The sequence below is a fragment of the Hymenobacter bucti genome, assembly GCF_042681145.1.
Taxonomy (GTDB): domain Bacteria; phylum Bacteroidota; class Bacteroidia; order Cytophagales; family Hymenobacteraceae; genus Hymenobacter; species Hymenobacter bucti.
This window is the reverse complement of sequence record NZ_JBHUFD010000005.1, coordinates 138,877-160,512: the sequence shown is the minus strand read 5'-3', so window position 1 is coordinate 160,512 and position 21,636 is coordinate 138,877. Positions and strand designations below refer to the sequence as shown.

16 protein-coding genes are annotated in these 21,636 nt (G+C 63.4%); 5 read left to right on the top strand and 11 right to left on the bottom strand.

From position 1 onward, the window contains the following. Positions 1 to 153 precede the first annotated feature (153 nt). Both ACFSDX_RS12845 and ACFSDX_RS12840 read right to left on the bottom strand, forming a co-directional pair. Entirely contained in the window at positions 154 to 1,494 is a 1,341-nt protein-coding gene (locus ACFSDX_RS12845) for an amidohydrolase family protein (RefSeq protein WP_382314070.1), read from the bottom strand. 251 nt (positions 1,495 to 1,745) lie between these two features. Then, positions 1,746 to 4,361 (bottom strand): polynucleotide kinase-phosphatase, encoded by a 2,616-nt coding sequence (locus tag ACFSDX_RS12840; protein WP_382314068.1) that lies wholly within the window; start codon positions 4,359 to 4,361, stop codon positions 1,746 to 1,748. Between the two features lie 44 nt (positions 4,362 to 4,405). Here ACFSDX_RS12840 and ACFSDX_RS12835 point away from each other — a divergent pair, with 44 nt between their 5' ends. From ACFSDX_RS12835 to ACFSDX_RS12825, 3 genes are all read left to right on the top strand, one after another. Next, complete coding sequence (locus ACFSDX_RS12835; RefSeq protein WP_382314065.1) at positions 4,406 to 4,756, top strand: type II toxin-antitoxin system RelE/ParE family toxin; 351 nt, start codon at positions 4,406 to 4,408, stop codon at positions 4,754 to 4,756. Then, the gene (locus tag ACFSDX_RS12830) at positions 4,740 to 5,042 is read left to right on the top strand and encodes a helix-turn-helix domain-containing protein (RefSeq protein ID WP_382314062.1); all 303 of its coding nucleotides are present in this window, start codon (positions 4,740 to 4,742) and stop codon (positions 5,040 to 5,042) included. The genes ACFSDX_RS12835 and ACFSDX_RS12830 overlap by 17 nt, the downstream gene beginning before the upstream one ends. Before the next feature lie 70 nt (positions 5,043 to 5,112). Continuing rightward, on the top strand, positions 5,113 to 5,649 hold the full coding sequence (locus ACFSDX_RS12825; RefSeq protein WP_382314060.1) for a hypothetical protein: 537 nt from the start codon (positions 5,113 to 5,115) through the stop codon (positions 5,647 to 5,649). Positions 5,650 to 5,889: 240 nt separating this feature from the next. Here the strand turns inward: ACFSDX_RS12825 and ACFSDX_RS12820 are convergent, their stop codons facing one another. The 5 genes from ACFSDX_RS12820 to ACFSDX_RS12800 all read right to left on the bottom strand — a co-directional run bounded on the left by ACFSDX_RS12820 (position 5,890) and on the right by ACFSDX_RS12800 (position 13,991). Further along, positions 5,890 to 7,548 (bottom strand): ATP-binding protein, encoded by a 1,659-nt coding sequence (locus ACFSDX_RS12820; RefSeq protein WP_382314057.1) that lies wholly within the window; start codon positions 7,546 to 7,548, stop codon positions 5,890 to 5,892. Positions 7,549 to 7,835: 287 nt separating this feature from the next. After that, positions 7,836 to 9,269 (bottom strand): 3' terminal RNA ribose 2'-O-methyltransferase Hen1, encoded by a 1,434-nt coding sequence (locus tag ACFSDX_RS12815; protein ID WP_382314055.1) that lies wholly within the window; start codon positions 9,267 to 9,269, stop codon positions 7,836 to 7,838. A 311-nt stretch (positions 9,270 to 9,580) separates the two neighbouring features. Next, positions 9,581 to 11,845: a xanthine dehydrogenase family protein molybdopterin-binding subunit gene (locus ACFSDX_RS12810; RefSeq protein ID WP_382314053.1), complete on the bottom strand. Its 2,265-nt coding sequence runs from the start codon at positions 11,843 to 11,845 to the stop codon at positions 9,581 to 9,583. Positions 11,846 to 11,860: 15 nt separating this feature from the next. Next, complete coding sequence (locus ACFSDX_RS12805; protein WP_382314049.1) at positions 11,861 to 12,913, bottom strand: FAD binding domain-containing protein; 1,053 nt, start codon at positions 12,911 to 12,913, stop codon at positions 11,861 to 11,863. 19 nt (positions 12,914 to 12,932) lie between these two features. After that, positions 12,933 to 13,991 (bottom strand): 2Fe-2S iron-sulfur cluster-binding protein, encoded by a 1,059-nt coding sequence (locus ACFSDX_RS12800; RefSeq protein ID WP_382314046.1) that lies wholly within the window; start codon positions 13,989 to 13,991, stop codon positions 12,933 to 12,935. A 370-nt stretch (positions 13,992 to 14,361) separates the two neighbouring features. Between ACFSDX_RS12800 and ACFSDX_RS12795 the strand changes: the two genes are divergently transcribed. Together ACFSDX_RS12795 and ACFSDX_RS12790 are read left to right on the top strand one after the other, a co-directional pair. Further along, a complete protein-coding gene (locus ACFSDX_RS12795; RefSeq protein WP_382314043.1) occupies positions 14,362 to 16,176 on the top strand; it encodes a M61 family metallopeptidase in 1,815 nt (604 codons plus the stop codon). Positions 16,177 to 16,234: 58 nt separating this feature from the next. Next, a complete protein-coding gene (locus ACFSDX_RS12790; RefSeq protein WP_382314040.1) occupies positions 16,235 to 16,462 on the top strand; it encodes a hypothetical protein in 228 nt (75 codons plus the stop codon). A 156-nt stretch (positions 16,463 to 16,618) separates the two neighbouring features. Here the strand turns inward: ACFSDX_RS12790 and ACFSDX_RS12785 are convergent, their stop codons facing one another. The 4 genes from ACFSDX_RS12785 to ACFSDX_RS12770 are packed head-to-tail and all read right to left on the bottom strand — an operon-like array spanning position 16,619 to position 21,555. After that, positions 16,619 to 17,437 (bottom strand): alpha/beta fold hydrolase, encoded by an 819-nt coding sequence (locus tag ACFSDX_RS12785; protein ID WP_382314038.1) that lies wholly within the window; start codon positions 17,435 to 17,437, stop codon positions 16,619 to 16,621. A 33-nt stretch (positions 17,438 to 17,470) separates the two neighbouring features. Further along, positions 17,471 to 18,865 (bottom strand): sensor histidine kinase, encoded by a 1,395-nt coding sequence (locus ACFSDX_RS12780; protein ID WP_382314035.1) that lies wholly within the window; start codon positions 18,863 to 18,865, stop codon positions 17,471 to 17,473. 2 nt (positions 18,866 to 18,867) lie between these two features. Next, positions 18,868 to 19,563 carry a transmembrane-type terpene cyclase gene (locus tag ACFSDX_RS12775; RefSeq protein WP_382314033.1) on the bottom strand — a complete coding sequence of 232 codons (696 nt, stop codon included), beginning with the start codon at positions 19,561 to 19,563 and terminating at the stop codon, positions 18,868 to 18,870. A 9-nt stretch (positions 19,564 to 19,572) separates the two neighbouring features. Then, complete coding sequence (locus ACFSDX_RS12770) at positions 19,573 to 21,555, bottom strand: hydroxysqualene dehydroxylase (protein ID WP_382314031.1); 1,983 nt, start codon at positions 21,553 to 21,555, stop codon at positions 19,573 to 19,575. Between the last annotated feature and the right edge of the window lie 81 nt (positions 21,556 to 21,636).

Below are 21,636 nucleotides of genomic sequence, written 5' to 3'. Positions count from 1 at the left end.
AAAGCTACTGCGTCAGCCCGCGAAAACCAGCGGGTCAGGTAGCGTTTCTAAATTCACTAGTCTCTTGTGCTTTAAGGCTTTCTTTGATTAAGAATATTCGTAAGCGAAGCGCCACCGGCGGGCGTGGGTCGCGCCTGTTGCCTCCGGACTAGGCTACTTAGTGGCAGCCACCTGCCGCAAGCGGCGCTGTAGCGCATCCAAGTCGGGCCGCGACAGGTACTGCCCATCGGCCAGCACGCCCACAATTTTGCGGGTGTTGGCGATGTCCAGTAAGGGATTAGCGCTGAGCAGTACCAAATCGGCGAGCCGGCCCGGCTGCACTGAGCCAAAATCCTGGAGGCGGTTGTAAAACCGGGCGGGGTTCAGTGTAGCTGTTTGCAGGGCTTCCAGCGGCGTAAAGCCCGCCGCCACGAAACGCTGCAATTCGAGGTGCAGGCTCACGCCCGGAATGAGGTCGACGCCCGCCGGCATGTCGGTGCCGGCAAGAAAGCCCACGCCCGCCGCGTGCAGCCTGCGCACGATGTCCAGCTCGTGATTCGCGAAGCGGGCGCGCACGGCCAGCGGGTCGGTGTCGAGGGTGCGGGCGATACCGAGCTGAGCCTTGGGCCAGCGCTGCGCCACCCAGCTGGCCCCGGCATACCCGAGGTCGGGGTCCTGGCGCCACGCGATGCTGTCGACCAGCCATTGGCCGCGCTCCCAGAAGAGAGTCGGGCACTGCCACACCCCGCGGTGCTGACCTAGGAACTTGATAATGTTGGCCTCGTGGGTGGGGTCGTAGGTGGTGAGCAGGCGACCTGGCAGCTTGGGGGCGCCCGCTACGTACTGGTCCTCGGTGGTCGAGCTGGCTTCGAAAATGCCAATCAAATGCTCGAAGCTGCGCTGGCCAGCCGCCACGGCCTCGGTGGCGCGCACGGCATCGGGCACGTGCCCTTCAAAAGGCAGGCCCGCCGCCTTCGCCGCCTGCGCAATGGCGAAGTACGCCTCGCGCGGCACCAGCGATTGAATCTTGATGAAGTCAACGCCCCGCGCCTTGAGCATCGCCACCGCCCGGCGCCCGTCCTCAACGCTGGCAATGGCGATGGAGGCTTTGTAGGGCGACTTGGGCCCGTCGAGCATCGGCCCGCTGACTACCATGCGCGGGCCCAGCAGCCGGTGGCTGGCCACGGCGTCCCGCGCCTGCAAAATCGAGTCGAGCGCGCTGCCCATATCGCGGATGCCCGTGACGCCATTGGCCACTAATAGCGGCAAAATCAGCGCCGTGCCCGCGTTGGCCGTGCCGTCGAAGTAGATGTGGGTGTGCATGTCCCACAGGCCCGGCAGGAGGTACTGCCCGCTGGCATCCACCACGCGGCCCCGACGGGGGCCAGGGCCGGTAGTCGGCCCCACTTTCGTAATGCGTTTGCCGGTGATAATGACCGTTTGGTCGGGCTTAATCTGGCCGGTGGCCACGTCGATTACGTTGGCGTGGATGATGGTCAGGTCCTGCGCTTGCACTGATAGGGTACTTGCAAAAAGGACAAAGAATAGAAGTTGAATAAGGCGCATTGGGTTCTTATGATGCGAGTAGAAAGCCTTTGAAATACAGTCGTCATGCTGAGCGCAGCCGAAGCATCTCTGCCGCTTCATCCGGGCCATTCAACGGTGCGGTAGAGATGCTTCGACTTCGCTGCGCTGCGCTCAGCATGACAAGCGTTTTTGGGCTACTGTGGGGGATTACTTGTTGCCAAACGGAGCGCCACCATTGCTCACAGCCTAGGGTCCACCGCCTCGCTTTCCAGCGCTAACACGCCAAATACGCACTGGTGCACGCGCCGCAGCGGCTGGCCGGCCACGAACCTTTCCAAGCCTTCCACGCCTAACGCGAACTCGCGCAGGGCCAGGTTGCGCTTGGCTTTCACGTTGCGCTGGCGCAGGCGCTCTAGGTTGCCGGGCAGCAGGTAATCGGGGCCATAGATGATGCGCAGGTACTCGCGGCCGCGGCATTTGAGTGCAGGTTGTACGAGGTTTTTTTGGCCAGTGGGAATGAAGTCGTAGGGTTTTACTACCATGCCTTCGCCGCCGGCGGCGGTGAGGTCGGTCCACCATTGCGTGGCGCTCTCGACCTCGCTGGGGTCACCTAGGGGCACTACGCGGTAGGGCGTGGCGCGCAGCAGGCCGGGGTCTGCGAGGGCGAGGGTGCGCAGGGTTTCCATGTGCCAGGCGTGGTCGCGGTCGAAGTAGGTTTTGCCCTCGGTGGCGAGCAGATGGAAGGGCGCCAGCTTGAGGTCGTCGAGTGAGTGCACGGGCCAGCAGTAGCGGCGGTAGGCGTCGGCGTAGTCGGCGGCGGCCTGGCGGCGGGCGGTGGTGCGGGCCAGCAGGGCCTCGGCGCCGTCGAGGTCACGGGCGGCGGCTTCGGCCAGCATGGCCTCGACCTGGGGCAGGGCGGCGGTGGCGGCGGCCGCCACGGCGGCGTACTGGTTTTTCACCAGCTCCTGGGCCTTGGCCGACCACGGCAGCAGCTCAGCATCGAGGCACACCCAGTCGGTATCGAATTTCTCCCAGAAGCCGGCCGTGGTCAGCGCGTCGCGCAGCCGGGCCAAAAAGGCCGTTTCCAGATCTTTATCGGTGAAGAAATTGCGGCCGGTGCGGGTGTAGCACTTGCCGATGCCTTCGCCCGTGAGACCTAGGCGACGCTGAATGGCGGCCTCGTCCTTGCCCAGCACCACGACCACGCGGCTGCCCATGTGCTTTTCCTCGCACACCACGCGCTCTACGCCCAGCTTTTTATAGTAGGCGAAGGCTTCGGCGGGGTGCTCGAGCAGGTCGGGCAGCTCCGAGGTTTCGGTGGGCGACATGGTGGGCGGCAGGTACAGCAGCCACTTGGGGTGCAGCGCAAAGCGCGACATGACCTCCAGCGCGGCCACGGCGTTTTCCTCGCGCACCGTCACGCCGCGCAGCAGCCGGGTTTCGATAAACTGCTTGCCAGTTACGTCTTTAATATCCAGCAAATCGTCTTGCTGGTGCTGAGCGCTGAGGTCGCTCTCGGCAGCGCCGGCCGCCGCTAGCTGGGCGGCGCGGTAGTTGAGCGGGCGCGCCGGCTCGCAGTACACGCGGGCGGCGGGCACGGCCACCAGCTCGCGCTCGGGGTAGCGCAGGGCCGTGAGGCGGCCGCCAAACACGCAGCCCGTGTCAATGTCAATGGTGTTATTGAGCCACTCGGCGTCGGGCACGGGCGTGTGGCCAAAGACTACCATGGCCCGGCCGCGGTACTCGCGGGCCCACTCGTAGCGCACGGGCAAGCCAAACTCGTCGGTTTCGCCGGTCGTTTCGCCAAACAGCGCGAAGGCCCGCACGGCGCCCGAGCCGCGGCCCTGCATCTCCTCGGTGAGGCCGGCGTGGGCCACTACCAGCTTGCCGCCGTCGAGCACGTAATGGCTCACCAGCCCATCCAAAAACTGCCGCACCTGCCCCTTAAAGCTGTCCGACTCGCCTTCGAGCTGGGTCAGGGTTTCGGCCAGGCCGTGGTTGGCGGTCACCTTCTTGCCGTTGAGGTGGCGCAGCAGCTTGATGTCGTGGTTGCCGGGCACGCACAGCGCCGCGCCGCTGCGCACCATGCTCATCGCCAGGCGCAATACCTGCGGCGAGGCCGGCCCGCGGTCTACCAGGTCACCTAGGAAAATAGCCCGCCGCCCGGCTGGCGGCGTCACCCGGATGCCGAGGTCGCGCACGTCGGCCACCGGCTCTTCCTCTAGTATATACCCTAGGTCGCCGAGTAGCGCCAGCAGCTCGTCGTAGCAGCCGTGCACGTCGCCGATGATGTCGAACGGCCCCGTTTCCTCCTTGCGGTTGTTGTAGAGCCGGTCGCGCAAGATGCCCTGCACGGCGTCTACTTCCTCCACCCCGCGCAGGTGAAAAATGTGCCGGAAGCCTTCGTCGCGCAGGTTGCGCAGGCTGCGGCGCAGGTCTTGGCGGTGGCGCGCTATCACGTGCGGGCCCATGCCGCGGCGCTCGGGCCGATGGGCGTTGCGCTCGTGGGCCACGGCATCGGGCACGTCGAGCACGATGGCCACCGGCAGCACGTGGTACTGCCGGGCCAGAGCCACCAGCGGCTTGCGGCTCTCGGCCTGCACGTTGGTAGCATCGACCACGGTGAGCAGCCCGCGCTTCAGGCGCTTGGCCACCAGGTAGTGCAGCAGCTCAAAGGCGTCGCCGCTCGCCGATTGGTCGTTCTCATCATCGGCCACCAGCCCCCGGCACACATCCGACGACACTATCTCGGTGGGCTTAAACAAGCGCCGGGCAAACGTAGACTTGCCCGCCCCCGAGCTGCCAAGCAGCAGAATAAGGGAGAGTTCGGGAAGCTTGAGGGTATCTTGGGGCATTATATGAGGGTAGGAAATGTTAGCCAATTAGCTAACTTTGGCGCATGGCCGACGAATTTATTCGCAACGTATTCTACTACCGTCGCTACTACCTGGATTTCTTCGCTACGCTGAAACCAGAGGTGCAAAAGAAATTCAACTGGACGCTAAAGCTGCTGTCTACCGTAGACCGGGTGCCCGAAAAGTACTTCAAGCACATCACCGGCAGCTCGGGCCTGTATGAAATCCGCGTCGAAGTCGGCTCCGACATCTATCGCGTCTTCAGCTTCTTCGACAAAGGCAAGCTTGTCATCCTCGTCAACGGCTTCCAAAAGAAGACGCCGAAAACGCCAAAAAACGAATTAGAATTAGCCGAGAAAATCAAACAGCAATACTTCGATGAAAAAGTCAGATAATCACCTCACCTCCTTCGCCGACCATCTCGATGAGCAGTACGGCAAGCCCGGCACACCTGCCCGCGAAGAGTTCGAAGAAGGCTTCGAAGCGTTTAAGCTCGGAGCCATGCTGCAAGAGCTCCGCAAGGAAAAAGGCCTGACCCAAGCGCAGCTAGCCGAGAAGTGTGGCACCACAAAAACCTATATCTCGCGCATTGAAAATGATGCCTCAGATATTCGGCTTTCAACGCTGATGCGGATTATTCGGGAAGGTTTGGGCGGGCATTTGAAGTTGAGTGTGGAATAACAAAAGCGATTGCAAGTAGGAGTCTCTGTATAATACGAACTTGAAAAGACGTATTTATCTGATTTAAAATATGTTAAAAAATATTTGGAAAGACCCTGTTTGGAGCAAAGTGATTTCTGCTGCGTTTCTATGGCTTATAACACTGGGGTACGCTTACGTAAAAAGTATAACTGATTCTATATCAATTAAACAAGCAGTATCTCAGCTAAGTGAACCTCGTGTCAGTGTCTTGCAGATACTCTTAGGAATTACAGTTATTTTATTTCTGTACTTTGTGATTAGGGAAATAGGTAAGCCTATTGAATCTAATGGTAAAGCCTCTATTTACAATGATAAGCAAACTATATTGATGAGATTAAATAAGGTTGAATATCCTAATGAAGGAGTGCTATTTAGATGGCAAGTATTTTTTGATTTTAACGGCAATCCGTTTATTGATGAATTAGATGCTTACTGTACGAAGCATGGTAGTACACCACTAAGGTTTATAGATAATTCCTGCTCAGTTCGCGATTGTTCAAATAGCCAAAGACAAGTAGATTTTAACGCAACTAAAAATCAATTAGAATCTGAGTTAATTGACAAGTGGGAGAAATTAAATAATTAATTCAAACACCGCCATCTGCGAGGGGGCGCCTACGCCCTCCACCTCGTCGCCCATCGCCACGAGGCGCACCTGATACCCGTGGCGCTGGGCCACGCCGGAGGCCCAGGCCGCAAACTCGGCGCGGGTCCACTCGAAGCGGTGGTCGTCGTGGCGGAAGTCGCCCGCGTGGAGCTTCTCGAAGAGCTGGTTGTAGTCGGCATTGGGCGTGGTGACTAGGAGGGTGGAGCGGCGCTCGGTTGGTTAGCTGCTGCCACTGGGGCGCAGCGCCATCATCTTGCTCCAGAGCACGGTTTCGTCGAAGGGCTTCGATATGTAGTCATTCATGCCAGCGGCTAGGTAGGCCTGCATATCCGACTGGTAGGCGCTGGCGGTAAGGGCCAAAATGGCCGTTTGGGCCCGCTGGGCGTCGGCGTGCCGGCGCATGTACTGCGTGATGTCTACTCCGGTCATGTCCGGCAGCTGAATATCCATCAGCACGATGTCGTAGCGGTGTTGCTCGAAGAGCTCGATGGCCGCTTTGCCGTCGGGGGCTTCATCGACCTCGGCGCCCCAGTCCTGCACCATGCAGCTCGCAATAATCCGGTTGATGTCGTTGTCTTCGACTAGCAGGATGCGCAGGCCATCGAGGCTGCCTTCCTGGGTTTGCTGGGGCACTTCGCTCACGGGGGTCTCGGCCTCGGGCAGCGCCAGTACGAAGCTAAACGTGCTGCCCTGGCCAAGCTTGGACTCGACCGTGAGCTGCCCGCCGAGCTGCGCCACCAGGGCCCGGCTGATGTGGAGGCCCAGCCCGGTGCCGCCAAACTGCCGGGTGGTGCCCGACGAAGCCTGGCTGAAGCTCTCAAAAATGTGCTCCAGCTTATCGGCCGGAATTCCGATGCCGGTGTCGCTCACCCGGAACTCGACCGTGAAGGAACCTGCCGCCTGGGCAAGCCGGCTGATGCGCAGCGTCACGCTGCCGGCGTGCGTAAACTTGAGGGCGTTGGAAAGCAGATTGAGTAGAATCTGATTGAGGCGAAAGGGGTCGCCCAGTACCCAAGCGTGGCCCACATCCAGCCACTTGGTCTCAAAAGCTAGCGCGCGTTGCCGGGCCTGCTCGGCCAGGGGCGCCACGGCCCGCGTTACCGACTCGACCAAGTCAAACGAAATGCGCTCCAACTCCAGCTTGCCCGAGGTGATTTTGGCCACGTCGAGCACGTCGTTGATAACGCCCAGCAGGTGCTGCCCCGATGAGTGGATGATGCCCACCTGCTTGCGCTGCTCGGGCGTGAGGGGCGTTTTGGCCAGCAGCGCCGCCATGCCCAATACCCCATTTAAGGGCGTGCGGATTTCATGGCTCATCGTGGTTAGGAAGGTGGTGCGCGCCGAGGCCGCCATTTCGGCCACCTCGCGGGCCTCTTTCATCTGCTGCTCAGCCAGCACCCGGTCGGTAATCTCCAGGCCGTAGCCGAGTACGAACTTGAGCTGGCCGCTGGCCTCGTGCACGGGCATGAAGTGGCGCAGGTAATAGCGCGTGCTGCCGTCGGGCTGGGGCAGCTCCTCTTCCCAGGCCACTTGGCATCGTTCGGCCACGGCCCGCTCGAAGTGGGTGCGCCGAACCACGGCCCGCTCGGGGTTGAAGCCGCGGTAGGCGCAGTACTCAAAGTCGTTCTTGCCGATAATCCAGCTTCGGATTTCGGGGCTGCGAATGGCGTGCGGGTTTATAAAGCGGTAGTGGTGCGCCCCGTCGAATACGGCGACATCGACGGGTAACTCACCTAATATGCTGTGGTAAAAGAGCCGCTGCTCGGCTTCGGCCGCCGCCACTGTCTGTTGCCGGGCCAGTTGCTGCTCCAGTTCAACTATGCGCGCATGGGCTTCGGCTAGGGTTGCCGGCAAGGGGATAGAAGAGGTCGGGTTCATAGCAGAAAAAGGGCCCACTAAGTTGGTCATTTTTCTGCTAAAAGCAGTAATGCCCGTGTCAAATAGGCCGGCCCGGCCTATGGCGCGCTTAGTGGCTCGCGCCACTATACTATAGCCTTGTTCCTCCATTAAGAAAAACGTAAAAACGGGTCATGCTGAACGCAGTGAAGCATCTCTACCGCCTCGTTGCATTCGTTCAACGAGGCGGTAGAGATGCTTCACTGCGTTCAGCATGACACTCGTTTACAAGACATATAATTGGGGAACATTACGCAGAAAGAGCCGGGCTATGCTAGCCCAAACACCGCCATCTGCGACGGGGCGCCTACCTGCTCCACTTCGTCTCCCATCGCTTCGAGGCGCACCTGATACCCGTGGCGCTGGGCCACGCCGGAGGCCCAGGCCGCAAACTCGGCGCGAGTCCACTCAAAGCGGTGGTCGTCGTGGCGGAAGTCGCCCGCGTTGAGCTTCTCGAAGAGCTGGTTGTAGTCGGCATTGGGCGTGGTGACAAAGACGTGCGCCGGTCGGGCCTGGGCAAATACCACGGCTTCGAGGGCGGCGAGGCGGTTTTCGTCGAGGTGCTCGATTACCTCCACCAGCGCCGCCGCGTCGAAGCCGGCCAGTCGCTCGTCGCGGTACAGCAACGACCCCTGAATCAGCTCGATGCGGGCGCGTTGGCGCGGCGACAGCTCATCGAGGTGCAGGCGCTGGGCCGCCCGGCTTAGCGCCTGGTGTGACACATCCATGCCGCGGATAAACTCAATCTTGCCTTGGCGCAGCAGCAGGCGCAGGAGCTTGCCCTCGCCGCAGCCCAGGTCGAGCACGCGCTTGGGGGCGAGCTGGTAGATTTCGTGGGCCACCTGCTGGAGGCGCTGGTCGTGCAGCGAAAGCTTGGGTTCGGGGGCTTCGGCCGCCACCGCGGCGGGGGTGGGGGGTAGGGCGCCGGGTTCGTCGGTTTCGGGAGCCGCGGGCTCGGGGAGCTCTTCCTCGGTGCCCTCCAGGAGCCGGGCCAGCGTGGGGTTCACCATCGCCGCTAAATAGCGCAAATACCGCCGCGTGATGAAGCCGCGCTCGGGGTGCTGGGGTAGCCAGGCGCCGCCGCGGTGCAGCAGCTTTTCGGCCTCGGTCTGGTCTACGTAGTAGTGTTTGTCGTTGTCGAGCACTGGCAGCAGCACGTAGAGGTGCGTGAGCACATCTTGCAGGCGCAGGCCGTCGTGGCGCAGGCGCAGCGTGTAGTAGGGGCTATCGCCCCACTCGGGCTGGGTGGGGTCAAGGAGGTAGGCCTCGGTTTCGACCGCGTAGCCTAGGGGCTCGAAGAGGCGGCGCGGCCAGTCGGGGCCGGGCGCCGACACTACGGCCACCGTGATGGCCAGCGGCAACGCTTCGGCGGGCAGGGCGGGGCGGTCTTTGCAGGTGCCGTTCATGGCGGTGCCAAAGGCTTTGCTCAGCGCCACGCTCAGGAACGACGAGGCCACGTAGGGCCGGTCGTTTACGTACTGCTCCAGGGCAAAGCCGTCGCCGTTGCCGCGCCCGCGCACTAGGCCCACCGGGTCGAGGTCGAGCAGCAGGGCGGCCGTGCAGCGCTCGGCGGTGGCTTCGGGATAAAAAACGTGAGCCAGGCCGCCCGTGATTTCCAGGCTTTGCAGGCGGGCGGGGTTCTTGTGCAGCAGGTAACCTAGGTCGGTAGCCGGCTGGTAGGTCGTCGTAATCGTGAGCAGCATAAAGCAGGGATGAGCCAGCGAGAAGCCGAATGTAGCGCGGAGGTTGTAGTCCGCAAGTAGCCGACGTATCGACTCGCGGACTACAACCTCCGTGTTACTTGCTCGGCCGGACCTAGAAATAGCCCCAGTGCAGTTTCAGAAGCAGCATACGGCCTACTGTTGCGCGGACTCTGTAGTCCGCGTTGTGGGGTAAGTCGCGGACTACAAAGTCCGCGCAACAGCAGGCTGCTGCCTTGTACTAAGCCTGCTAATGCGGTAGGCCAATATTTTAGGAACGACGCATTGTAGTAAGCCGTCCAGCGCACCGCTAGCTAGCTCATTAGCGCTTTAAGCACCTTATCCGGCGTGAGCGGTAGCGAGCGCAGGCGCTGGCCAGTAGCGTGGAACACGGCATTGGTGATGGCGGCGGGTGTGCCCACGCAGCCGATTTCGCCGATGCCGCGGGCGCCCTGTGCGCTGATGTGCGGGTCGGGAATGTTGAGCGCCTCCGCGATGATATCGGGCGTGTCGGCCATGCTGGGCACGTGGTAATCGGCGAGGTTGCGCACCACAGCGCGGCCGTTGCGGTCGTCGTAGTGGGTGGCTTCCATGAGCGCGGCGCCCAGGCCCATGGCCATGCCGCCGATGAACTGCGAGTGCGCCGTTTGGGGGTTCATGAGGCGGCCCACGTCGTACACGGCGCACAGCTGCGCTACCCGTACGGAGCCGCTGGCCTCGTCCACGCGCACCTTGGCAAACACCGCCCCGAACGAGTAGAACGAGAATTGCTCGCGCTCGTCGCCCGGCTTGGTCGTGCTTTCGGCGCTGATGGACGGCAGTTTGGCGCGCTGCAAAATGGCCCCGTAGGTTTCGCCCTGGGCGGCGTTGGCCTTGCGCACCAAGCGGCCGTCGCGGGCCTCAATGGTTTCTTCTGTCGCGCCAAAGAGCGGCGACTTAGCATCGCGGATAGCTACTTTCTTGAGGGCACTGAGGGCCGCTTGGCTAGCCGCCGTGGCGGCTGGGCCGACAGTGGCCGTAGTGGATGAGCCGCCCGTGGTGGGCGCCTTTGGTAGGGCCGAATCGCCCAGCTCAAACCGCACGCTGTCAACGGGTAGGGCTAGCGCGTCGGCGCTGATTTGGCGGAAGATGGTGTAGGCGCCGTTGCCCAGCTCGTGGGTGGCGCTCTGCACCAGGGCGCGGCCATCGGCGAAGATGGTGGCGCGGGCCGAGGCCTCGCGGCGGGCGGCCGGGTACATGGTGGTGGCCATGCCGTAGCCGATGAGGCTGTTGCCCTCGCGCATCGAGCGCGGCTTGGGATTGCGCTTGGCCCAGCCGATAAGCTCCTGGCCGCGGGCGTAGCACTCGCGCAGGTGCTTGCTGCTGAAGGGCTTGCCGGTCTCGGGGTTTTTGTCGGCGTAGTTGCGCAGGCGCAGCTCTACCGGGTCGAGGTTGAGCTCGGTGGCCAGTTCGTCGATGGCGCACTCCAGGGCCCAGCCGCCCACGGTTTCGCCGGGGCCGCGCATGGGACAGGGCGAGGGCAGGTTGAGGTGCGATAGGTGGTGCGCGAAGCCTAGGTTGGGCACCGCGTACATCATGCGCGACACCCGGGCGCAGGGCTCGGTGTAGCCGCTCACCATCGAGCTTTGGGCCTGCGTATCGTGTTGCAGGGACGTCAGCTTGCCGTCGCGGGTGGCACCTAGGGACAAGGTCTGGCGGGTAGCGCCGCGCTGGCCCGCCGTGCTGAACATATCCTGCCGCCGCAGCTCGATTTTGACCGGGCGGCCCACCACGCGGGCCGCCATCGCCGTGAGTAGCGCCGGGGCGTAGAGCCAGCCTTTCGAGCCAAACGCCCCACCAATAAACGGGCAGATAATCTGCACGTTTTCCTTGGGTAAATTCAGCGAGGCGGCAAAGACCTCCTGCAGCGTATCAACGCCGCGGGTGGTGTCGTACACCGTCAGGTAATCGGCGCCGTTGCGCTTCTCCCAGCGCGCAATGGTGGCGAGCTGCTCGATAGGATTGTGGTGCGTGATGGCTGACTCGTACACCCTTTCCAGCTTCACTGGGGCGGCAGCCAGCGCCGCCTTAGGGTCGCCCACGGTCACTTGCAGCGGTTCTTCCTTGCTGCCCGTGAAGGACTCGGGTAGCGTTTGGCGGCTGGCGGTGGCGCGGTCCAGCTCGGGCTTGGCTTCGTCGTAGGTGATGCGCACCAGCGTGGCGGCGTGGCGGGCGTGCTCGTGGGTGTCGGCCACCACCACGGCCAGCGGCTGGCCAGCGTACTCGATGGCGGCATCTTGCAGCGGTTGCAGCGTTTCGGTGATGCCGCCCTCGCCGCGAAACAGCGAACCGCCCACCTTATCGGGCATGGGCTGGAGGCGCGGGGCGTTGAGGTAGGTGAGCACCGCTAGTACGCCGGGGGCCTGCTGCGCGGCTTTCACATCAATAGCGCGCACCTTGCCGCGGGCAATGGCGCTCGTGGAGAGCGCGCCGTAGGCGAGGCCCGGCAGGTCCCACTCGGCGGTGTAGCGCGCGCCGCCCATCACTTTGAGGCGGCCATCTACGCGGTCGAGCGGTTGCCCGGTAGCTTCGGTTAGCATAAGAATATTCTCTAGTTAATTGGGAGTAGCTACCTGACCGGCCATGCCGCCCACGCTGGCGGCAAAGGCGGTGCCGGCCGGGCCCTGCAAAAGCTGCAAGCCGCTGGTTTCCAGCAGGGCGCGCACCAGTAGGTTGCGGCCCATCGGTACTTTGTAGGCGTTGTGTTCCAGCGGCTTGGCGTCGGCAAAGGCAGCGGCGGCGGCGGCCTGAAACAGCTTTTCGGTGGGGCGCTGGCCCGCGAGCAGCGCCTCGGCCGCCGGGGTGCGCCAAGGCTTGTGGGCCACCCCGCCCAGCGCAATGCGGGCGCGCTTGATTTTCGGGCCGTCCATTTCTAGCGCCACGGCGCACGAAGCGAGGGCGTAGGCATAGGAGGCGCGCTCGCGCACCTTGAGGTAGTGCGAGCGGCCCGCAAAGGCCGGTAGGTCGATGCTGGTAATCAGTTCGCCGTGCGCCAGCGTCGTGTCGAGGTGCGGGGTGGTGCCGGGCAGCCGGTGCAGGTCGGTGAAGGCGATGGTGCGGCTGCCGCCCGGGCCGGTGGTTTGCACGCGGGCGGCGAGGGCGGCGAGGGCCACGGCGAGGTCGCTGGGGTGCGTGGCCACGCACGCCGCCGAGGCCCCGAACAGCGCGTGCACGTGGTTGTAGCCGCCGATGGCCGCGCAGCCGCTGCCCGGCGTGCGCTTATTGCAGGGCTGGGCTAGGTCGCGGAAGTAGGGGCAGCGGGTACGCTGCAAGGGGTTGCCGGCCATCGTAGCCATGTTGCGAATCTGCACCGAGGCGCCCGCCAGCAGCGCCTCGCTCACGGCCGGGTAGCGCGCCTGAATGGCGGGGTAATACGCCGCTTCGGTATTGGTCGCGTTGGCCCCGATGCGTACGCCGCCTTCAAACTCGCTGATTTGGCGCAGCGGCAGGCCCGCCACATCCACCAGCAGGCTGGGCTGGTGCACGCCTTCTTTCAGCAAATCGACCTGCGATGTGCCGCCGGCAATAAACGCTGCTTCAGGATTTTTGGCGACGGCCGTCACGGCCTGGCCGGGGTTCTCGGCGCGCTGGTATTGGAACGGATGCATAGGTAGGGGCTAGGGGCGGCTAGGCGCGTTGGGCCTCCTCAATGGCGGCGATGATGTTGGGGTAGGCGGCGCAGCGGCACAGGTTGCCGCTCATGGCCTCGCGGATTTCGACGGCCGAGCCGTGGCGCGTGTGCGGGTCGGTGAGCAGCGCGCTGGCCGCCATCAGCTGGCCCGGCGTGCAGTAGCCGCATTGAAATGCGTCGTGCTTAATAAATGCCGCCTGCAGGGGGTGCAGCACGTCGCCCTTCGCTAGCCCCTCGATGGTGGTGATGGCCTTGCCCTGCGCCATCACGGCCAGCGTGAGGCACGAGAGGGCGCTGTGGCCATCGAGGTGCACGGTGCAGGCGCCGCACTGGCCGTGGTCGCAGCCTTTTTTAGTGCCGGTGAGGTGCAGGTTTTCGCGCAGCGCGTCGAGCAGCGCCGTGCGCGGGTCGAGTTGGAGGCGGTGGCTTTGGCCGTTGATAGTGAGCGCGACGGGTAGCATGGCGGGGCGGTCGTCAGTGAGAGTGGGGCTAGTTGAAACGGCTGCCGGGGCCGCGGTTACTACGCTGGGTAGCGTCAGCAGCGCCGCCGCGGCCAGCGTGGCCGTCACGAAGGTGCGGCGCGACATTCCGCCGCTGGCGACCTCAGTTTCATTTATAGCTGCCGCGCTAGGGGCCGCCGCCGTGTTGGGGGCCGCTGGCGCGGGGCGCAGGGCCTCAAGTGCTGCCAGCACCTGGCCGGACTGTATTTCTTGGCCGGGCTCAATTACTGTTTTCCAGCGTAGTACGCCCGCTTCGTCGAGTAGCAGCAGTGCCCGCTGCCCGGCCACGCCTAGCTGCTCGGCGAGTTCGCCGCGGTAGTCGAGCGAGTGCCAGGCCTGGGGCGCCACCTCGGCGAAGGCTGCGCCGTTGTCAAACTCCTGCGACAAGCTCACAAAAATTGCGCTCTGGTGCGCCTGCGCTGGGTTCCATTCGCTGGGGGCAAAGGCCAGGATAACGGGCTGGCCGCGCCGCTCCAATAGGGTAGAGCCGTCGGGCAACGGGCCGTTGGGCACGGTGTCGCCGGGTTGCAGCGCGGGAGAAAATTCTTGTAGCATATAGAGAAGCAGGCGCGGGGAGGCCGGGTTTAGGTATACGCGACTTCAGGGCCGCTGGTAGTTGCTGCCGGTGAAACTTTTAGTATCCAGGACGCAGAGGTCGATAGCCGACTGGTAAGCCACGCGAGATTAGAGTGGCCACAACGTCCTTTCGTAGCTAGCCCAGTCTCAGCGCTGTTGCTTCGACTTCGGTAGGGAGGTTATGCTCGCCGGGGGCGAGGCCCTACCCCCGGCGAGCAATGCACCAACCCACCCAGCCGCCCTAGGTTACCTTTGAAGAGTCGCTACGGCGGGAGAGGACCTAGGCCAATGCCAGTATCTATGCCCTTCGCCGCGGCGCATTGCCTACTTCCTATACCCCGTTTTGCTTTTGAAACTAGCTGCCCTTTTTAGCCTGCTGCTTGCCGCCGCGGCCCCCGCCTACGCCTCGCGGGCGCCCCGCGAGCTCACCTACACCGTCACGATGGACCCCACGGCAGCCGCGCACCAGTTTCAGGTGCGGCTCGAAGTGCCCAAGCTCAGCAAGGCGCAGGCCGTGTACCAGTTTGCAGCCACTGCGCCCGGCACCTACCAGGTCATGGATATGGGCCGCTACGTGCGCGACTTCGCCGCCTTCGATGCCAAGGGCAAGCCCCTAGGTAGCAAGCAGCTCAGCACTAACCAGTGGGAGCTGGCCGAGCCTGAAAAGACCCGCGAAATCCGCTACACCATCGCCGAAACCTGGGCCACGCCCGTGCCCGAGCACAACGTGTACCTCATGTGCGGCTCGTCATTGGAGGCCGACCACGCCCTCGTCAATGGCCAAACCGTGCTCGGCTACCCGCAGGGCTGGCAGGCCAAGTCGCTGCGCCTCAAGCTCAACTACCCCAGCGCCTGGCAGGTCGGCACCGTGCTGGAGGCCGATAAGCAGGGTTACTACCACGCCAAGAGCTACGACCAGGCCGTGGACTCGCCCATCTTGCTCGGCAACCTCACCAGCACCACCACCAAAGTGGGCAACGCCGACGTGGCCCTCTACTGCTACTCGGCCAAGGGCCAAGTGCAGGCCCAGCCGCTGCTCGGCAGCATGCAGAAGATGCTCGGCGCCGCGCAGGCCTTCCTAGGGGGCGATTTGCCGGTGAAGCGCTACGCCTTCCTCTACCTGTTTAGCGACAAGGGCGCCGGCGCCTGGGAGCACTCCTACAGCTCCGAATACATTATGCGAGAGGGCGCGCTGACGCCGGAGTTTGGGCAGAATGTGGTGGACATCGCCGCCCACGAGTTCTTCCACATCGTGACGCCGCTCAACATCCATTCCGAAGTGGTGGAGCACTTCAACTTCGTGCAGCCCACCGGCTCGGAGCACCTCTGGCTGTACGAGGGCGTGACCGAGTGGGCCGCCCACATGATGCAGCTCCGCGGCGGCCTAGTGCCGCTACCCGACTACCTGTCGGTACTGCACGACGAGGAGCAGACCGACCGCGCCGGCTACGATAGCACCTACACCCTCAGCCGCCTAGGTCTCAAATCGTTCACCGACGAAGGCCAGCGCCAGTATGGCAACATCTACCAGCGCGGCGCCCTCACGGCTACCATGCTTGACCTGCGCCTGCTGGAGCTGAGCCACGGCACCCGCGGCCTGCGCGACGTACTCCTGCAGCTCGCCAAAAAATACGGTCCCGACCACCCCATCAGCGAGCAAAACTTCTTCCAAGATTTCACCGCCCTAACGTATCCGGAGATTGGCGACTTCTTCAAGCGCTACGTGCAGGGTGCCGAGCCTTTGCCGCTGCAGCAGTACCTAGGGCGCGTCGGTATTCGCTACGAGGCGGAGCACCCCACTGGCCACCAACTCACTGGCTTTGGCTCGGTGGCCTACGACCGCCACGAAGATGGCAGCGTGTTCATCAAGCAGCCCAGCCCCGCCATGCAAGCCGCTGGCATCTTGCCCGGCGACGAGCTGCTGGCCGTGGGCGACGAGCCCGTGGTAGGCCCCGCCTACGCCGGCCTCAGCAAGAGCCGCATGGCCGTCCGCACGCCGGGTACTAACCTAGGGCTGCGCATTCGGCGCGGCACGGCCGCCCCCAAGGAAGTGCAAGTCAAGCTGACCTCAGGCGAGGAAATTCAGCGCTACTACTTCGCACCAGACCCTGCCGCCACGCCCGAGCAACTGGCCGCCCGCGCTACCTGGCTGCGCAATCTGTAAAGCCGAATCTGACAACAACGGGTTATCCACACTAAACAACCGACTTATCCACACTAGCATGTCTGAAGAAACCCTGCCGGCTACCAAACTACTGACCTTCTTTTCCGAAGGGGCAAAGAAGGGCCAGAAAAGTAAGCCCGTGCCCTTTTCTAAAGCGGAACTACTCACCTTCCCGGAGGTAAAAGAATGGCTGGCCAAAGGCTACGAGCTGGACAGTTTCGAGAATAAACTTTCGCCCAAAGACCCCAGCCAAGTGATTGTGCTGGTGGTGCTGACGCGGGAGTAGGTTGGCCTAGCAAGTCTGCTTAGGACCGACTACAATCAAGTCTCAATAATTGTCCGTCATGCTGAGCGCAGCCGAAGCATCTCCACCGCACCGTTCAATAATGCGGTAGAGATGCTTCGGCTGTGCTCAGCATGACGGACAATTATTGAGACTTGATTAGTGCGGAGCGCTCGAAATACTCTTCGCCCGAAAGAAAGCGTCCGCCTTGCGGTTAAATTCGTCGGCGTGCTCTTGCAAGGTGGCGTGGCCGCTGTCGGGTACTATCCAGAGCCAGACGCGGCGCAGGTGGCGGTAGATAGCCACGGTGTGTTCCAGCGTAATCAGGTCGCGGTCGCCGGCGATGATGAAGGCTGGGGCCGCGACTTGGCGCAACCTAGGCAGCGGAATATGAGGCTGAAACACGTCGAGCAGGAATACTTTCCAGTCGTTTTGCTGCTTGGGGTCGGTCAAGGTTTTGCCTTTGTTTTCTTGGTAGGCGCGCTGCTGCTGGCGCCACAGCGCGGGCGTCAGGGCCGTGGAGTCGGGCGAGAAATTAGCGCCGGTGGCCACCAGGCGCTTCACCAGTTTGGGGTGGCGCAGGGCCAATACTACGGCGTTGATGCCGCCGTCGCTCCAGCCCAGCACGTAGGCCGAGTCGAGGTGCAGGTTGGTGAGCAGGGCCGCAAAGTCGTCGGCCATCAGCTCGAAGCTCAGCGAATCGCCGCGGTCCACTGACCGGCCGTGAGCGCGGCTGTCCACCGCCAGTACGCGGTAGTGCCGGGCGAAGTAGGGAATATTCTGCCGGAAATCCTGGATGCTGCCCCCGTTGCCGTGGATGAGCAACAGCGGCGGCCCCGCCCCGTACGCCTCGTAGTAGAGCCGCACGCCGCGCACCGTCTGGTAGTGCCCCGCGGCGGGGTTGTGGCCGTAGGGCACGGCCTGCCCCGCCGCCAGCAGCGCCTGGAATAAGAGGATAAGAAGGTAGGTGCAGCGCATCCGTTTTGTTGAATAATGACCGGGGCCGGTGACCTAGGTGGCCTGGCCCGGCAGCGTAATGGTGAACGTGGTACCTGTTCCCGGCACGCTCTCCGCGGTGAGCGTGCCGCCGTGGCCCTGCACGATGATGTCGTGCGCCAGCGAGAGGCCTAGGCCCGTGCCTTCGCCGGTGGGCTTGGTGGTGAAAAAGGGCTGGAAAATCTTGTCTTTGATGTCGGCCGCAATGCCGGGGCCGTTGTCGTACACGCGCACTTCTAGGTAGCCAGCCACGGCCCGCGTGCTCACGCCCACGGTGGGCACGTAGGCGGGCTCGGCGCCCATCCGCTGGCGCTGGTGCACGGCGTAGAACGCATTGGTAAACAGATTGAGCAGCACGCGCCCTAGGTCGGCGCTCACCCCCGGCACCAGGGGCAGGCCGGGCGCCAGGTCGGGCAGCAGGGTGGCGTTGAATGACTTGTCTTTGGCGCGCAGGCCGTGGTAGGCCAGGCGCAGGTATTCGTCGGCGAGGGCGTTGAGGTCGGTGGGCTGGCGCTCGCCGGTGCTGGTGCGCGAGTGCGCGAGCATGGCCCGCACGATGCTGCCCGCCCGCTGCCCGTGCTGCGTTATTTTGGTCAGGTTCTGGCGCAAGTCGGCCAGCAGCTCGGCGGCCAGCTCGGGGTCGGGCGCTGGCTTCAGCTGCTCTTCGCGCAGCTCATCAAGCAGCTCGGTGCTCACGTCGGCGAAGTTGTTGACGAAGTTGAGCGGGTTCTGAATTTCGTGGGCAATGCCGGCCGTGAGCTCGCCTAGGCTCGCCATTTTTTCGCGCTGTACTAGTTGGGCCTGGGTGGCTTGCAAGTGGTCGAGCGACTGCTGCAATTCGGCCCGCAGCTGCTCCTGCTTGCGGCGAAAGCTTTCCATGAGAAAGTACAGAATAGTGAACGTGAACAGCGGGCTCAGCACCGCAAATACCGCCAGCACCAGCCGCGGCAGGCGCTCATCCGGTGCGTAGCAATAGTCCCAAATGCCTGCCAGAATAAGTGTTACCGCCGCCGCGTAGAAGTAGCGCCGGGCCACGGCCACCGAGTTGAAAAGCAGCGCCGCCGCCGGGGCCAGGAACACCGCCAGCACCAGCATCGAGCTGTTTTGGAAGCCGCCGAGCTGCACGTGGCCCGCCAGCGGAAACAGCAGCGCGCTCGCCAGCTGCACCCGCTCATACAGCCCAAAACGGCCCGTAAGGTGCAGACCCAGCAGGTTGAGCCCGAAGGAAGCCACGTAGAGCAGCGCCATCAGCGGCAGGCTGGCAAAGCCGAGCGCCGCGTACACCAGCGCATATACCAGCCCGCCGGTAGCCATAAAAATGCCCATCTCGATGGCAGTGGTGCGGCGCTTCACCTCCTCAGACGGTAGGGCCTCGAAGCCGAGCCAGCGCCAAAACGGACGGAGCTGCATACCTAGGAAACGGCGGGCGAGAGGGCGGGAGCCGGCACCCTAACTGCCCGGCGGTCGGCCGCCAGCAGCAGGTAGGCCACGTCGAACACCGACGTCAGCACGCACAAGCTCAGCAAGAAACCATCGCGGAAATGCAGAAAGCAAAACCAATTGATGAGCGCGTTGCCCACCGCCTTGGCCCACGCGCTGCCCCCCGAAAACAGGGCGCCCTCGGGCTGCGCCCGCAGCCGCAAATACAGCGGCAGGTACAGCACCGAAATGAGTACGTTGAGAATGTAGCCCGAGTAGGCCCCCATGTGGCTGATGGGCGCATCGTAGCGCGCGATGTAGAAGTATAGCACCGGCGCCCACGCCACGATGCCAAACCCAAAGAGCGCCGCCGCCCGCTCGCGCAGCCCCGGCAGCGTCACTTGCTTGTAGCCGTAGCGAAAGGCCCCCACGACGATGACGCAATCGAGAAAAAACCAGCAGCGGTAGCCCCACTGAAACAGTGCCCCCATGTCGGTCGTGAACACCCAGCTCCACAAAAATTCCCACACGATGTTGCCGCACACCGTGGCCAGCGGAATATCCATAAACTGGTGCCGCCGCAGGTTGCGCAGCGTGTACAGGTACACCACTATCCACAGCACGCAGCCGGCCCCGAACACCAGCAGCTCCAGCGTAGAATAGTCGCGCGTATTAATCCAGGCAGTCATTGGGGCGGGCTAAGAAATGGTGCTGGTAACGGCGGTGGCGGGGCGCCGGGCCGGGCGCCGCAGGTGCTGCCACCAGTAATTGGCTTCATGCAGCAGGCGGGTGGGCAGGTCGCCTAGGGCATCGCTCCAGGGCAGGCCTTTGGCAAAGCGGCGGCGGTCGCGCCAGCGCAGCACGGCCAGCACGTCGGGCTCGTGCAGCTGCCAAATCTGGCAGAACGGCGCCCCGCTGCCGCTGGCCGCGATGATGCCGTTGACGGCGCGGCGGGCGGCCTCGTTGGCGCCTTCCATGGTGGCCAGGTCGGTGTTGGTGCGCACGTAGTCGGAGGCCAGAAACAGGTTCTCGACGCCGCAAAAGCTCTCGGGGCGCAGGCTCCACGAGTTGGCCGTGTTCACGAGCAGCGGCTCGGTGTTGTGGTCGGCCACAAAGGGGCTCTTGATGGGCGGCGGCACCGGCCGGTTGGTGCCGGGCTCGATGTCCGAATCGACGTAGCAGCCCACGCACATGGCGTCGGTGAGCAGGCACTCGCCATTGGCCTGCGTGAGGCTTTTCTTGAGCTCGGCCCACACCTCGCGCACGATTTCGGGCAGGGTGCATTTCTCGGCCGTTTTGTGGTTCAGGCCCTTCTCAAACCAGTTGCTGACGTCCACCGACAGCAGGCCTTTCACCTCACCATTGCCGTAGCCCGAGAGCGGGTGCTGCGGCCAAAACTGCGCCTGCGAAATAGCCGTGACGGCCCACGGCGAGTCGAGGCAAATGATGTGGCCGGGGGCCAGCGGCACGTCCACATTTAGGTAAAATTGGATGCCGTTCATCCAGTTCAGGGCCTTGGTGGCGGGGGCGGCCAGCTTCTCGATAAAGCCCAGCGTAGCGTCGATTTTCAGCAGGTCAGGGCTGTTTTTGAGCACCTGGGCCATTTGCTCCACGGGCACGGCGGCCACGTAGTAATCGGCCTCGATGCGCTCCTCGGCGTCGCCCACCTCGGGGCGCACAAAGGCGGCCGTAACGCGGCGCGTATCGGGGTCGCACTCGAGGCGCGTGGCGTAGCGGTGGTGGTGGTAGCGCACCCCTAGGGTGGTCAGATAATCGAGCCAGGGATTGAGCCACACCTCGTTGGTGGGGCCGTTGAGAATGCGGTCGGTGTGGGCCGTGGGGTCGCCGATGAGCAGCAGCAACTGCAGCAGAATGTCGCCCCCGGTTTTCACGCTCATCAGCTTGGGCTGAGCCGCCACCAGCGAGCGCGTGAGGCCGCCCACGCAGTAGATTTCGTAGGGAAAGGGCACGTTGGGCTTGGCCTCGGCGGCGCCCCCTAGGTGGTGGTGGATGTCGGCGAGCGCGTCGGGCCGCAGCGGGGCCTGGGGCGGCAGCGAATCGCGGTGGCGCTCGGCGTCGGTTTGCATAAAGTCCCACCAGCTTTGGCGCTCGTACACCTGCTGGCGGCGCTCGTAGCTCGAGGTCAGAATCTGCCACAGGTTGCGGGCAAACAGCTTCTTATCAGCAGCCGTGAGGCCGGTGTTTGCCTGAGTTAGGTCCTGCACAATGGTTTCGAGGTCGGCGCAGGTCTTCGGAAAATTGACCAGCGCCGGCAGCGGCGCTTGGCCAAACCGCGCCAGCAGCACCCGCTGCGAGGCCACCAGATTATCGAACACGCCCTGCTTGTTAGTGCCGTAGGGAATGCGCTTCATGGTGTCGGTAATGTGCTTGTAGAAGCCCGGAAAAAACCGAAACCCGTGCTCACCCGGCAGGTCGGGCCGGGGCGCCGCATCGGGGGCCGGCGCCCCAGCCGGGGTACCTAGCGCCACGTCGTGCAGCTGCAAAAGCTTGTCGAAGGGCACGTCTACCGAGCGCGCTTTGCCGCCCACGTACACCGGCTGCCGCTCGTACACATCCACCGCAAAGCCCCGCTCGGCTAGCTCGTGGGCGGCGCTCATGCCGGCCACGCCGCCGCCCAGCACCGCCACTTTAATCTTAGGAGTAGAGGTCGAAACGGCCATACGCAGGCAATTGTGATATGAGGGGATATATTTTGATTCCTAAGGTATAGATAATTTTAAGAATATTGATACTTCCTGAAT